At 61.6% G+C, this 13,232-nt stretch carries 11 protein-coding genes and 1 tRNA gene; 9 read left to right on the top strand and 3 right to left on the bottom strand.

Annotated elements, in window-relative coordinates:
• The first annotated feature begins 104 nt into the window (after positions 1-104).
• The 8 genes from SG26_RS04315 to SG26_RS04280 all read left to right on the top strand — a co-directional run bounded on the left by SG26_RS04315 (position 105) and on the right by SG26_RS04280 (position 10,339).
• The gene (locus SG26_RS04315; RefSeq protein ID WP_050036932.1) at positions 105-4,139 is read left to right on the top strand and encodes a DNA polymerase domain-containing protein; all 4,035 of its coding nucleotides are present in this window, start codon (positions 105-107) and stop codon (positions 4,137-4,139) included.
• A gap of 125 nt (positions 4,140-4,264) precedes the next feature.
• On the top strand, positions 4,265-5,197 hold the full coding sequence (locus SG26_RS04310; RefSeq protein WP_014041049.1) for an ABC transporter ATP-binding protein: 933 nt from the start codon (positions 4,265-4,267) through the stop codon (positions 5,195-5,197).
• Between the two features lie 36 nt (positions 5,198-5,233).
• On the top strand, positions 5,234-6,664 hold the full coding sequence (gene sufB / locus SG26_RS04305; RefSeq protein WP_050036931.1) for a Fe-S cluster assembly protein SufB: 1,431 nt from the start codon (positions 5,234-5,236) through the stop codon (positions 6,662-6,664).
• Between the two features lie 2 nt (positions 6,665-6,666).
• Positions 6,667-7,878, top strand: a complete 1,212-nt coding sequence (sufD, locus tag SG26_RS04300) for a Fe-S cluster assembly protein SufD (RefSeq protein ID WP_050036930.1) — start codon at positions 6,667-6,669, stop codon at positions 7,876-7,878.
• Positions 7,879-8,220: 342 nt separating this feature from the next.
• Positions 8,221-8,703, top strand: a complete 483-nt coding sequence (locus SG26_RS04295; protein ID WP_008312442.1) for a hypothetical protein — start codon at positions 8,221-8,223, stop codon at positions 8,701-8,703.
• Positions 8,700-9,134 (top strand): metal-dependent transcriptional regulator, encoded by a 435-nt coding sequence (locus SG26_RS04290; protein WP_014041045.1) that lies wholly within the window; start codon positions 8,700-8,702, stop codon positions 9,132-9,134. The genes SG26_RS04295 and SG26_RS04290 overlap by 4 nt, the downstream gene beginning before the upstream one ends.
• Positions 9,135-9,254: 120 nt before the next feature.
• Positions 9,255-9,327: transfer RNA gene (locus tag SG26_RS04285), tRNA-Gln, on the top strand.
• A 283-nt stretch (positions 9,328-9,610) separates the two neighbouring features.
• Positions 9,611-10,339, top strand: a complete 729-nt coding sequence (locus SG26_RS04280) for a GNAT family N-acetyltransferase (protein WP_014041044.1) — start codon at positions 9,611-9,613, stop codon at positions 10,337-10,339.
• On the opposite strand, the gene SG26_RS04275 is transcribed toward SG26_RS04280, so the two are convergent.
• Positions 10,340-10,537, bottom strand: a complete 198-nt coding sequence (locus tag SG26_RS04275) for a hypothetical protein (protein WP_008312456.1) — start codon at positions 10,535-10,537, stop codon at positions 10,340-10,342.
• Between the two features lie 287 nt (positions 10,538-10,824).
• Between SG26_RS04275 and SG26_RS04270 the strand changes: the two genes are divergently transcribed.
• Positions 10,825-11,541, top strand: a complete 717-nt coding sequence (locus SG26_RS04270; protein ID WP_008312457.1) for an HD domain-containing protein — start codon at positions 10,825-10,827, stop codon at positions 11,539-11,541.
• Here SG26_RS04270 and SG26_RS04265 read toward each other — a convergent pair.
• Both SG26_RS04265 and SG26_RS04260 read right to left on the bottom strand, forming a co-directional pair.
• Positions 11,536-12,234, bottom strand: coding sequence for a LysE family translocator (locus SG26_RS04265; RefSeq protein WP_050036929.1), 699 nt, complete (start codon positions 12,232-12,234; stop codon positions 11,536-11,538). The two genes, SG26_RS04270 and SG26_RS04265, sit on opposite strands and share 6 nt — an antisense overlap.
• A 37-nt stretch (positions 12,235-12,271) precedes the next feature.
• Positions 12,272-13,162 (bottom strand): coiled-coil protein, encoded by an 891-nt coding sequence (locus SG26_RS04260; RefSeq protein ID WP_014041042.1) that lies wholly within the window; start codon positions 13,160-13,162, stop codon positions 12,272-12,274.
• Positions 13,163-13,232: the final 70 nt, after the last annotated feature.

Genomic DNA, 13,232 nt, shown 5'->3' with positions numbered 1-13,232 from the left:
CCGTCAAACTTGGGTATGGTACTCGATGGCATATACTTTCTGCCTGTGGCAATACCCCGTCGACCGCCGGTGTTTTTATGCGGCATCTCGAAACAAGGCCAAGAATGAGTGACGGGACCCAGGGCACGCTGGGGGACTTCGAGCAAGATGCGGATGAGGATCGCCCGGTCGCCGACGAAGCGGCGGCCATCGCGGGCAACGGTGGGAGCGACGACGGTGACACGAGCGTCGTCGACCTCGACGAGCGCCAGTTCCCGCCGGTCGAGGAGACCGTCGAGTTCGTCGTCACGCAGGTCGATTACACCATCGAAGGGCAGGGCGACGACGAGTTCCCGGTCGTCCACGTCTTCGGGCGCACCGACGACAACGAACCGATACACGCGCGGGTCTTCGATTTCAAGCCGTACTTCTACGCACCGACCGACAGCGTCACCGAGGACGAGCTCCGCCAGTACGACAGCATCACCGACTGGGAAGCGGCCGACGAGGACGGCGAGCCCTACGAGTCGATTCGCGGTGAGCGCCTGACGAAGATATTCGGACGGACGCCCCGCGACGTGGGGCAAATCCGCGACGACTTCGACCACTACGAGGCGGACATCCTCTTTCCGAACCGCCTGCTCATCGACAAGGACATCACGAGCGGCGTTCGCGTCCCCGCCCGCGAACTCGACGACGGCAGCCTGAAAGTCCATCACGAGGAGATAACGCCGGTCGAAGCCCACGCCGACCCGCGGGTCAACACCTTCGACATCGAGGTCGACGACCGCCACGGCTTCCCCGAGGACGGCGAGGAGCCCATCATCTGTCTCACTTCTCACGACTCCTACCGCGACGAGTATGTCGTCTGGCTGTACGAGTCCCCCGACGGCATCGACGGCCCCGAGGCGCTGGCCGGCTACGAGCCGATTCGGGAAGATTTCGAGGCCGACGTTCGGGTTTTCGACGAGGAGGAGGCCATGCTGGAGGCCTTTGTCGACTACATCGTCGACACGGACCCTGACGTGCTGACTGGCTGGAACTTCGACGACTTCGACGCGCCGTACTTCCTCGACCGGCTGGAGGAACTCCAGAGCTACACCCACGACTTCGACCTCCAGATAGATCGCCTCTCGCGGGTCGACGAGGTCTGGCGCTCGGGCTGGGGCGGCCCGGACATCAAGGGCCGGGTCGTCTTCGACCTTCTCTATGCCTACAAGCGCACGCAGTTCACCGAACTCGAATCCTACCGGCTTGACGCCGTCGGCGAGCAGGAACTCGGCGTCGGCAAGGAGCGCTACACCGGCGACATCGGCGACCTCTGGGAACAGGATCCCGAGCAGTTGCTGGAGTACAACCTCCGGGACGTGGAGCTGTGTGTCGAACTCGACCGCGAGCAGGACATCATCGACTTCTGGGACGAGGTCCGCACTTTCGTCGGCTGTAAGCTGGAGGACGCGACGACACCCGGCGACGCCGTCGACATGTACGTCCTCCACAAGCTCCACGGCGAGTTCGCACTGCCGTCGAAGGGCCAGCAGGAGAGCGAGGACTACGAGGGTGGGGCCGTCTTCGACCCCATCACCGGGGTCCGCGAGAACGTCACCGTGCTGGACCTGAAATCGCTGTACCCGATGTGCATGGTGACGACCAACGCCAGCCCGGAGACGAAGGTCGACCCCGATGTCTACGACGGCGACACCTACCGCGCGCCCAATGGCACCCACTTCCGGAAGGAACCGGACGGCGTCATCCGGGAGATGGTCGACGAACTGCTGACCGAGCGCGAGGAGAAGAAGGCCGAACGAAACAGCTTCGACCCCGATAACCCGGAGTACGAGCGCTTTGACCGGCAGCAAGCGGCAGTTAAGGTCATCATGAACTGCTTCACGCCGGATACCGACGTGCTGACACCGGCAGGCGTTCAGAACATTCGCGACCTTGATATCGGCGACGAGGTGTATTCGCTGGACCCCGAGACGGAGGAGATGGAGGTCAAACCGGTGGTCGAGACACAGTCGTATCCGGACTACCGCGGCGACCTCGTGGATATAGAGACGAGCAAGATGGACTTCCGTGTGACGCCGAACCACCGGATGCTCGTCCGAAAGAACGAGACCAACGGAATCACTGAAGACGGGTACAGTTTCGTCGAAGCCGGTGACCTCGACGATGCCACGGACTACGAACTCCCCCACGACTGGGACGGACCGGACGGCGACCCGCTGGACACGGTGGATCTGACCGAGTACGCCGACGACTACGAGGTGTGGGTCCGGCCGTCAGTCCATGGCCACACGTTCGCCGCCGAGATCGGCCACTATCCGGATACGGTTCTGAAAAACGACATCGGCGAGGAAGGATATGTCTTCGACCCCACCGAGTTCGAGGCCAACCGTGAGTATATCGAATCGGTCGCCGAACGGACGTATATCCACGCCGAATCGGGTCGGAAGTGGATACCGCGAACCTTCGATGGCGACGACTTCCTCGAACTGCTCGCGTGGTACATCACAGAAGGGAACGTCTACACCTCCGAAACAAAGCAGTTCGGCGAGAAGACGCGCGGCGCATCGACCACGGTCCAGATCGCTCAGGACGCCATCGCTGATGGTGGCGAGTCCGACCACGCGGCAATCGGGGATCTGCTCGACCGACTGGGGTTCGACTACTACGTCGACGACCGGAGCTACCAGTTCACCTCGGCACTGCTTGGCGACCTGCTCCGGGATATCTGTGGCGGCGGGACCTTCGAGAAGCGGATTCCCGAGTTCGTCTTCGACCTGAGCCACCGACAGAAGCGGCGCTTCCTCGACACGCTTATCGCCGGTGACGGAGACCGACAGAAGAACTCTTGGCGGTACACCACCTCCAGTGACCAACTCCGCGACGACGTGCTACGGCTCTGTGCGCATCTCGGATTGACTGCGAACTACAACCGTGACAGCGGCTCCTGGCGACTCTACGTCACGGAAGACAGCAAGAACACGCTCCGGATGCATCGCAGCGGGTCACGGAGTACGGCCGAGGACGGTGTTTACTGCGTCACCGTCGAAGACAACCACACGCTGATGGCCGGCCGCAACGGAAAATTCCAGTTCGTCGGTCAGTCGCTCTACGGCGTTCTGGGGTGGGACCGCTTCCGCCTCTACGACAAGGAGATGGGCGCAGCGGTCACCGCCACTGGACGAGAGGTCATCGACTACACAGACGAGGTCGTCGCAAACGAGGGGTACGAGGTCGTCTACGGCGACACCGACTCCGTCATGCTCCAGCTTGGCGATGTGGGTCCCAACGACGTAGAAGGCGACGTCGAAATCACCGACGAGATGCGCGAGAAGCACCCCGAAATGGGTGACGACGAACTCGAACTCATCGCCACGACCATTCAGAAAGGGTTCGAGCTGGAGGAGACGATCAACGCCTCTTACGACGAGTTCGCGATGGAGCAGCTCAACGCCGAGTTCCACCGCTTCGAGATCGAGTTCGAGAAGCTCTACCGGCGGTTCTTCCAGGCGGGGAAAAAGAAGCGCTACGCGGGCAACATCGTCTGGAAGGAGGGCAAGCACGTCGACGACATCGACATCACGGGCTTCGAGTACCAGCGCTCGGATATCGCCCCCATCACCAAACGGGTCCAGAAAGAGGTCATCGACCGCATCGTCCGCGGTGAGGATGCCGAGTCCATCAAGCAGTATGTCAGCGACGTCATCGAGGATTATCAGGACGGCAACGTCAACTACGACGACGTGGGCATTCCCGGTGGCATCGGGAAGAAACTCGACAACTACGACACCGACACCGCGCAGGTCCGGGGCGCGAAGTACGCCAACATGCTTCTGGGGACGAATTTCCAGAGCGGCTCCAAGCCCAAGCGGCTGTATCTCGACCGGGTCCACTCGGACTTCTTCCAGCGTATCGAGGAGGAAGAAGGACTGGACCCCCAGCGGGACCCGCTGTACGGCGAGTTCCGGCGGGACCCTGACGTAATCTGTTTCGAGTACGCAGACCAGATCCCCGAGGAGTTCGAGATAGACTGGGACAAGATGCTCGATAAGACGCTGAAAGGCCCGATTGCTCGGATTCTGGAAGCCATGGATATCTCTTGGGAGGAGGTCAAGTCCGGTCAGGAACAGACGGGACTCGGTAGCTTCATGTAACCCACAGAATACGGGCGATTACCGCTACGAGAAATATTGTTTCCATATGAAGAAGTTGAGTTCACAGCAATGCGAAAGCTTCATGGGTGAAACGTACCTTCTTTCGGTTGACCTAAGAGATACCTATGGCTAAACTCGAAATCAACAATCTCCACGCAGAAGTCGCAGAAGAGGACGGTGAGACGATTCTCCGCGGTGTCGACCTCGAAGTCGAGTCCGGTGAGATCCACGCGCTGATGGGTCCCAACGGCTCGGGGAAGTCGACGACGGCGAAGATCATCGCCGGCCACCCCGCCTACGAGGTAACCGACGGGGAAGTGCTCATCCACCTCGACGAGAACGAGTTCGGTGACGAGGCAATCCCGGAGGACCTCCGCACCTGGAACCTGCTCGACCTCGAACCGAACGAGCGCGCCGCGCTCGGCATCTTCCTCGGCTTCCAGTACCCGGCCGAGATCGAGGGCGTCACGATGGTGAACTTCCTCCGCACCGCGCTCAACGCCAAGCTCGAAGAGCGCGAGGAACTCTTCGAGGATGACGACGAAGAAGCGGAAGCCGACGCAGAGGGCGGCGACACCAACGAGGACGCCGCCGGCTACGACACCTCCCCGATGGAAGGCAACGTCGAAGAGGGCGAAATCGGCGTCGCCGAGTTCCAGGAGATCCTCCAGGAGAAGATGGAGCAGCTGGACATGGACGAGAAGTTCGCGTCCCGGTATCTCAACGCCGGCTTCTCGGGCGGCGAGAAGAAGCAAAACGAAGTCCTTCAGGCCGCGATCCTCGAGCCCTCCGTTGCCGTGCTCGACGAGATCGACTCCGGGCTGGACATCGACCGACTGCAGGACGTCTCCAACGGCATCAACGCGCTCCGTGACGAGCAGGGCGCGGGCATCCTCCAGATCACCCACTACCAGCGCATCCTCGACTACGTCGAACCCGACCACGTCCACGTAATGCTCGACGGCCAGATCGCCACCTCCGGCGGTGCCGAACTCGCCGAAAAGCTCGAAGACGAAGGGTACGACTGGGTCCGAGAGGAAGCCTACGAGGCCGCGTAACGCCCTTCCGTACACAGCGATAACATTACACACACTATGAGTTCAGATCAAGACCACCTCAAAGAGACCGACACCGAGAAGCGCTTCGAGTTCAAGAAAGAGGAGAAGTCCGCCTTCGAAGCCGAGAAGGGCCTCACGGAGGAGACCATCCGGGTCATCTCCGAAGACAAGGACGAGCCCGAATGGATGCTCGAACGCCGCCTTCGCGCACTCGAGCAGTACCAGGAAATGCCGATGCCGGACGGCTGGCCGGGTGCACCCGACCTCTCCGAGGTCGACGTCGACGAGATCGTCCCGTACATTCGCCCCGACATCGAGACACGCGGCGGCGTCGACGACTGGAACGATCTCCCCGAAGAGATTCAGGACACCTTCGACAAACTGGGCATCCCGGAAGCCGAGAAGAACGCCCTCTCGGGCGTCGGTGCGCAGTACGAGTCCGAGATTGTCTACCAGAACATGCAGGAGCGCTGGGAAGACAAGGGTGTCATCTTCTGTGACATGGACAAGGCTGTCCAGGAACACGAAGACATCCTCAAGGAGTACTTCATGACCAAGGCCGTGCCGCCGAGCGACAACAAGTTCGCGGCGCTACACGGCGCTATCTGGTCCGGCGGGTCGTTCGTCTACGTCCCCGAGGACACCACGGTCGACATGCCCGTGCAGGCGTACTTCCGCATGAACTCCGACGGCATGGGCCAGTTCGAGCACACGCTCATCATCGCCGAGGAGAACTCCGAGGTCCACTACATCGAGGGCTGTTCCGCCCCGAAGTACTCCGAGTTCAACCTCCACTCCGGCGGCGTCGAAGTGTTCGTCAAGGAGAACGCGCACGTCCAGTACTCGACGGTGCAGAACTGGTCGAAGAACACGTACAACCTCAACACCAAGCGCGCCATCTGTGAGGCCGACGGCACGATGGAGTGGGTCTCGGGCAGCATGGGCTCGAAGGCCACGATGCTGTACCCCTCCACCGTTCTCAAGGGTCCCGGCGCGACGGACAACCACATCACCATCGCCTTCGCCGGCGAGGGCCAGGACATCGACACGGGCGCGAAGGTCTACCACAACGCGCCTGATACGAAATCCACCATCGAGTCCAAGTCCATCAGCAAGGACGGCGGCCGCACGAACTACCGTGGCCTCGTCCACATCGCCGACGGAGCCGAGGACTCCTCGACCTCCGTCGAGTGTGACGCCCTGATGTTCGACAACGAGTCCACGTCGGACACGATGCCGTACATGGAGATCAAGGAGTCCAAAGTCGACGTCGCCCACGAGGCGACCGTCGGCAAGATCGGCGATGAGGACGTCTTCTACCTCCAGTCCCGCGGACTGGACGACGACGACGCGAAGCAGATGATCGTCGCCGGCTTCATCGAGCCGATCACGGAGGAACTGCCGATTGAGTACGCCGTTGAGCTGAACCGCCTCATTGAGCTTGAGATGGAGGGGTCGCTCGGATAACCATGAGTACGCAGGTACACGCCAATCTCACAGAGACCCAGGTGGAACAGATTTCAGACGACCTCGGCGAGCCCGAGTGGCTGCTCGAGACGCGAAAGGACGCGCTCGCAGCGCTCGAAGAGCTCGACATGCCGGACGTCATCCGGACGCCGGGTCGCACCTGGACGAACCTCGACGCGCTCGAATATGAGTCGCTGGTCGACCCGCTCGACTACGCCCAGGACAAGGACCGCGTCGACGCAGAGGGCGTCGAAGTGCTGTCCTGGAGCGAGGCGCTCGACGAGCACGCGGACCTCGTCAAGGAACACTTCGGCAGCGTTGTCGACCCGCAGCGGGACTACCTCACTGCGCTGTCGACGGCCCTGTTCTCGGCCGGGACAGTCGTCTACGTCCCCGAGGGCGTCGACGCCGAGGACGTGAAGATCCGGACAACGATGAACAGCCAGTCGCTGTTCAACTACACGCTCGTCCTCGCCGAGGAGTCCTCCTCGGTCACGATTCTGGAGCGCCAGCAGACGGGCGAGACGACCGACGCTGACCAGTACTACTCCGGTATCGTCGAGGTCGTCGCCGAGGAGAACGCCTACGTCCAGTACGGCGCGCTCCAGAACCTCTCGGAAGAGACCTACAACTTCCAGGTCAAGCGCGGCCACGCCGACACCTACGCCACGGTCAACTGGATCGACGGCAACATCGGCTCCCGCCTGACCAAGTCCAACGTCGAGACCCGACTGCTCGGCGACTCCTCGGAGTCCCAGATTCTCGGGGCCTTCTTCGGCCACGAGGACCAGCACTTCGACATCGCGTCGCGTGTCTGGCACGAGGCCGAACACACCATCGCCGACCTCGTCACCCGCGGCGTCCTCGACGACGACGCCCGTTCGGTGTACGAGGGCGTTCAGGACGTCGGTCGCGAGGCCTGGGACACGTCGTCGTACCAGCGTGAGAACACGCTCATGCTCTCTGACGACTCCGAGGCCGACGCGTCACCGAAGCTCATCATCAACAACCACGACACCGAGGCCTCCCACTCCGCGACGGTCGGGCAGGTCGACGAAGAGGACATGTTCTACATGACCTCCCGCGGTGTCGACCCTGAGCGAGCGAAGAACATGCTCGTCGAAGGGTTCTACGTCCCCGTGCTCGAAGAAGTGCAGGTCGACGAACTCCGCGAGGACCTCGACCAGCTGATTTACGAGCGTCTTCGTGAGTAGCCGGTAGGCTACGAACGAAGTCTCGGGAGAGCTTTGCTCACCCGGTGTCTGCACGAGTAACGCGAGCACAGGCTCGCGGGAACTCTGTTCCCGTGGCGTCTTCGTGAATAGCCCGTAGGGCTGTAAACGCGGGCTCATCAGAGCGTTGCTTGATGTCGTCTACGCTCATTTCATTCGCGCCGGTATCGTGGCGGTCCGCCTGATACGAGTGCTCGGCAGGCGGAGATTGAGAACGTCCCCTACCGGAGCGAAACGCGGGCTCGACGACAGGGAACCGCTTAAGTCCGGGCCTCCCCGAACTACGTGTATGACTGCAGCACAGTGCCGAGTGGGGGTGTTGCCGTGAGTCTTACACAGCCGGTCGCATCCGACCATCAGCTCGCCCGGTTGCTACAGATCGGTATCGTCCTCGAAGAGGTCGTCGAGGCACGGTCGGCCAAGCATGCCGAGGAAACGAGCGGAGAGCACGAACAGGCGGTGCTCGACCTCCTCGCGCACGCCGAGACGGAGTCGGCCGAGCACCGCCGGCAACTGGAGGCGCTCATCGACGACCTCGAAGCGGACACCGTCCCCTTCGAGGAAATCGAGATGCTAGTCGAGGCCCAGTACGAAGCCGACAAGGACTTCGACGGCGTGCTGTACGACCAACTCTGTAACGAGGAGACGGCGTACAAGTTCTACGACGACCTCATCGAAGCCATCGAGGCGTCCGACGTGACATTCACCATCGACCGCGAGCGGCTGCTTGCCGTGCTGTCGGATATCCGCGAGGACGAAGCAGAGGGTGTCGAAGACGTGACCGACCTGATGGAGGACTATCAATGAACACGCAGGCCCAGTATCTGAAAGCGATCTATCTCACGCAACAGCAAGAAGACGGTCCGGCATCCACCGGCGACGTGGCCGACATGCTCGATGTCAGTCCGGCCAGCGCCAACGAGATGATCGGCAAACTCGAAAACCGAGGGCTGCTGAACCACGAGAAGTACAAGGGCGTCGACCTCACCGACGACGGCATCGCACAGGCTCGCGAGGCGCTCCAGAACTACTGCATCATCGAGCGGTTCCTCATCGAAGTGCTAGAGGTCGAGGAGTTCCAGGCCGAGGCAAAACAACTGGAGGGCGTCATCGACGAAACGGTCGCTGATCGCCTCGATACGATTATCGACCGCGAACCGCAGTGTCCGGACTGTTTCGACCCCGAGGGTGACGTCTGTGGCCTGCTCGAAGTCGAGGCCGAAGTCACCAGCGACTGACCGCCCGCTCTCGAAGCGTTCAAGTGCGTTCCGTCGATTATTCCGAACGCGGTAAGTGCAGTCCCGTGGTGGTGAGCAGAACCGGACGGTTCTGCGAGGTACGCGGGACGAGCGAAGCGAAGTCCCGTGGTGTAGTGGCCAATCATAAGGGCCTTTGGAGCCCTTGACGGCGGTTCGAATCCGCCCGGGACTACTTTTGTCGCGAGCAACACCGCGAGCGACAAATATGTTCAGCGGATTCAAAGCAGGGAGTGGAGCAACGCGGAGCGACCGCGGTTCGAATCCGCCCGAAGTACCCTACGACATGAGCACGAACAGCGCCCGCATTCCTGTCCGACGCGCAAGCGAGTGGACAGGATAGCTACAGGCCGGTCGAGGTCACAATTCGCGGTGTCCTCGCATGAATAGCCCAACGGGTGTCACAAATTCTGACACTGAACTGTAGATTTATGATGTTCCGTGCCAACTAGTGGCATATGAAAATCAGGGAGGCAGTGCCGTCGGATCGGCCGGCTATCCGTGACGTGGCGCGTCGCTCACTAGAGGCGTCGTATTCGCTGGGGCCGAAGGCGATTACGAGCGCTATCGAGGAGTGGTACGACGAAGCGCGCATCGAGGAAGTGCTGGACGACGATAGTAATCGGTTGATTCTCGTCGGTGAGCAGGACGGGCAGGTGGTCGGCCTCTCCGAGAGCGTCCTGTCGGGCGACAGTATCGGGACGATTCTCTGGCTGCACGTCGACCCGGCATACCGCGGCGAGGGGATTGGGTCAGCGTTGTTCGACGAGACCCACGGGGAACTCCATGACCGGGGTGCCGAGACACTCCAGGGGCGCGTGCTGGCCGACAACGTCGAGGGCAACAGCTTCTACGAGGACCGCGGCTTCGAACGCGCCGGCACGGGTGAAGTCGACATCGCCGGACGAACCTACGTCGAGAACCTCTACACCGACGCCGACGAACTCGGTCGCGAACCCGTAACTGACGACGGTCGGACGGTCTACGTCGACCACAACAACCACGAGTCAGGGTCGATGGCGCCGTTCCATGTGGTCCACGTCACAGAGGAGGGCAGCGACCGCTACGGCTACTACTGCAGTAACTGCGAGACGCTGGCGAACGCGATGGACTCGATGGGGCGCATCGAATGTGACAACTGCGGGAACGTTCGCAAGCCGATGCGCTGGGACGCCGCCTACCTGTAATTACGGGGGCGACTGGTCTCCCGAGCGCTGTGACGATTCCTGCCTGTTCGCCGGGACCAGTATCAGCTTGTAGTACAGTCCGAACAGACACAGGGCGATACCGACGCCGACGAGTACGTCAGTCACTGCGTGTTCGTTTATCGCGTGGGTAACGATCGACACATCGCCGACGGGCGTGTGGAGTGGCTGGAGAGGCATATGTACTGATTTATCTATTAGCTGTAAAAAGCCGGACTAATGTTCTCAGCCGTTGAGAACCAGTCGTCGGCAGTCACCCGACAGCGACCCAACTCGACACGGAGTCGGGGCCAGGGATGGTGGCTGTCCGGCGTCCGGACAACCGCTCCGAAGGCCGGTTCTGTGACGCTGTTTGCAGACAGAAATACCGGGTGTGGCAGCCGTTCTCCCTGTCGTAACGCTAAAGAGTCGAACGTACGTCTATATGTGTAAGATGACTATCGAAATCCGTCTCCGGAGGTGGTGCTGTGGGCGTCGAGATTAGGGAGTCACCTGTCTCAGCCGACGCGTTCGAGGATATGAAGGAGTTCGTCCACGACTACCTTGCGGCGAGCGTCGAAAACGAAGAAGAGGGCGGCCGCATGCGCTGGTACCCGTGGCACTCCGCGGAATACCGCTTCAACCACATCCTCAACGTCGTCGACATCGCGACAAAAATCGCCCGCAAGGAAGGGGCGAACGTGGACGTGACTCGCGTGGCAGCGTTGTTTCACGACATCGCGAAACTGGAAGCCGAGCAGGACCTCCACGCGGAAGCCGGCGCTCGGATCGCACGCGAGTACCTGAAGGCACACGGTGACTACCCCGAATCGTTTATCGAACAGGTCTGCTCCGCCGTCGATGCCCACTCGTATCAGGGGCCGCTGGACGACCTACCCCTGGAAGTACAGTGTCTCATCGAGGCGGACATTCTGGATAAGGTGGGCGCGAACGGGACCGCCCTGATGCTGTTGCGGATGGGCTATGAGTCCCGGACGCACATGGACGCGGCCGAGATGGTCGACCGGGTCATCGAGCGCGGCGAGGATGCCCGCGAGCGTGTTCAGAGCGACACCGCTGAGTCCATCGTCCACCAGCGGCTCAAGCGGACCCGCTGGTTCCAGGAGTGGCTGACGATGGAGGTCGCCGAAATGGCCGTCGAAGACGACCTCGATGACGTGGCGACCGGGATGGGCGACTCATAGCGCTCGCAGCAGGAACAGGACGCCGGTCCCGGCGAGAACAGCAGCGCTGACCCACGCGATTAGCGGTGCGAGCCGCTCGATACGCGTTCTCGCGGCGACAATCGCCGCCGGAAACCCCGTGATCCAGAGGCCGATACCGCCGAAAAACCCACCCAGCAGCACCGGATGTCCGGTCTGGACGGTTAGCGCATCAGTCCCGACCGCAGGCACGTACGACGCCACGTCGACCACACCGGGTTCGAGGAGGCCGACGCCGACGGTGAGCCAGAAGGCGACCTGATAGGGGTTGGTCAGCGCCAGCACGAGTGCCTTGCGAAAGCCGCGACTGTCCCCAGACGTGACCGACGAGTCCCCCTCGGTAACTGTTGTATTCGCTTCTTTGACTGCACCGTAGGCGAACCAGAGCATCAGGAGCCCGCCGGCCCCGACCATCACGCGCCGAACGCCTGGCGTCTCGGTGATGACTGTCGCAGCGCCGAGCACGGCGAGCACGAGGAAACAGGCGTCAGCGGTCATCGCGCCGAGGCCGGCGAAAAAGCCGGCCCGCCAGCCCCGCAGTGCGCTCTCCTCAGCAATGACGGCGTTCATCGGACCCGGTGGCGCGGCGAGTGCGAGGCCGAACAGGACTCCACCGAGAGCTGTCGGGACGAGCGAGAGCGCGCTGAGCTGGAGCAGGCCGAGTGAGTGATGCATCTACAATCGGTGAAAACAGAGAGAAAATCCTACAGACTTACAGCTTGCCGGCCTTCTGGAGCTTCATCAGGTCCTCGGTGTCGAGGGTCTCGCCCTCCTTGAACTTCTGATAAATCTCCTCGGCTTCCTCGCGAGCGGCTTCCTGCTTCTCCTCGCGCTGGGAGCGCTCCTGCTCCTCTTCCTTCTTGTCGAGCTCGCGGAGGCGCTTCTGGACGCGGACGAAGTCCTCGTGGTGCTGGTCGGCCGCTTCCTGCGCTTCGACGAACTCTTCGTGTTTCTCGTCGGCCTCGTCACGGATCTCGTCGGCCTCGCGGTAGGCCTCGATCATCTCGTTGTGGTGCTTCTGGGCCTCGTCGGCCAGCTCCGTGACCTTCTGGTGGTGCTTTGAGGCTTCCGAGCGGACCTCTTCCGCTTCCTCTTTGAGCTCTTCGAGGTCGCCGCCCTGGTCGAGCTTCTCCTGTTTCTCCTGGAGCTTCTCGCGCTTGGTCTCGATCTTCTCGATGAGCTCCTTCTCGTCCTCCGAGGAGAGTACTTCGGTCTGTTGCTTGAACTCGAGGTCTTCGATCTCCTCTTTGAGTTGTTCGACCGACGTGCCCTCGTCGAGTTCGAGGTCGTTTTTCAGGTTGTCGACCTTGTCGAACAGCTCGTTTGCTTCCGCATTGAGCTCGTTGCGCTGGTCCTTGTGCTCCTGGACCTGCTCGTTGAGCTCGTCGCGCTTCTCGCGGTGTTCCTGGGCCTCATCGACCTTCTCGCGAGTCTTCGCGTTCAGGTCGTCACGGGCGGAGGCCCGCTCGGACGCCATCTGGTTCAGCTCGTTCCGTCGGTCGCGGAGCTGGCCGGCGAGTTTGATGAGCTCGCCTTTCGATTTGTTTTCGAGATCCTCTTCGGTTACTGTAACGTTCTTTGATTCGTCTATCGAGTCTGCCATTGTTGAATCCTCTATGCCATCACCGCTTCAGCACAGACAGTCGGCCCACTACTGAGGGGCTGACACCAAT

The sequence above is a fragment of the Haloarcula sp. CBA1115 genome (assembly GCF_000827835.1).
Lineage (GTDB): Archaea > Halobacteriota > Halobacteria > Halobacteriales > Haloarculaceae > Haloarcula > Haloarcula hispanica.
Note: the sequence above shows the minus strand (reverse complement) of the source record. Positions and strands in the feature narration are given on the sequence as shown.

What these genes read in the sequence shown, in the direction of transcription:
- SG26_RS04290 (WP_014041045.1), top strand. Translation starts at nt 8,700, where the DNA reads ATGAACACGCAGGCCCAGTATCTGAAAGCGATCTATCTCACGCAACAG.
- SG26_RS04280 (WP_014041044.1), top strand. Translation starts at nt 9,611, where the DNA reads ATGAAAATCAGGGAGGCAGTGCCGTCGGATCGGCCGGCTATCCGTGAC.
- sufD (WP_050036930.1), top strand. Translation starts at nt 6,667, where the DNA reads ATGAGTACGCAGGTACACGCCAATCTCACAGAGACCCAGGTGGAACAG.
- SG26_RS04310 (WP_014041049.1), top strand. Translation starts at nt 4,265, where the DNA reads ATGGCTAAACTCGAAATCAACAATCTCCACGCAGAAGTCGCAGAAGAG.
- SG26_RS04315 (WP_050036932.1), top strand. Translation starts at nt 105, where the DNA reads ATGAGTGACGGGACCCAGGGCACGCTGGGGGACTTCGAGCAAGATGCG.
- sufB (WP_050036931.1), top strand. Translation starts at nt 5,234, where the DNA reads ATGAGTTCAGATCAAGACCACCTCAAAGAGACCGACACCGAGAAGCGC.
- SG26_RS04265 (WP_050036929.1), bottom strand. Translation starts at nt 12,234, where the DNA reads ATGCATCACTCACTCGGCCTGCTCCAGCTCAGCGCGCTCTCGCTCGTC.
- SG26_RS04260 (WP_014041042.1), bottom strand. Translation starts at nt 13,162, where the DNA reads ATGGCAGACTCGATAGACGAATCAAAGAACGTTACAGTAACCGAAGAG.
- SG26_RS04275 (WP_008312456.1), bottom strand. Translation starts at nt 10,537, where the DNA reads ATGCCTCTCCAGCCACTCCACACGCCCGTCGGCGATGTGTCGATCGTT.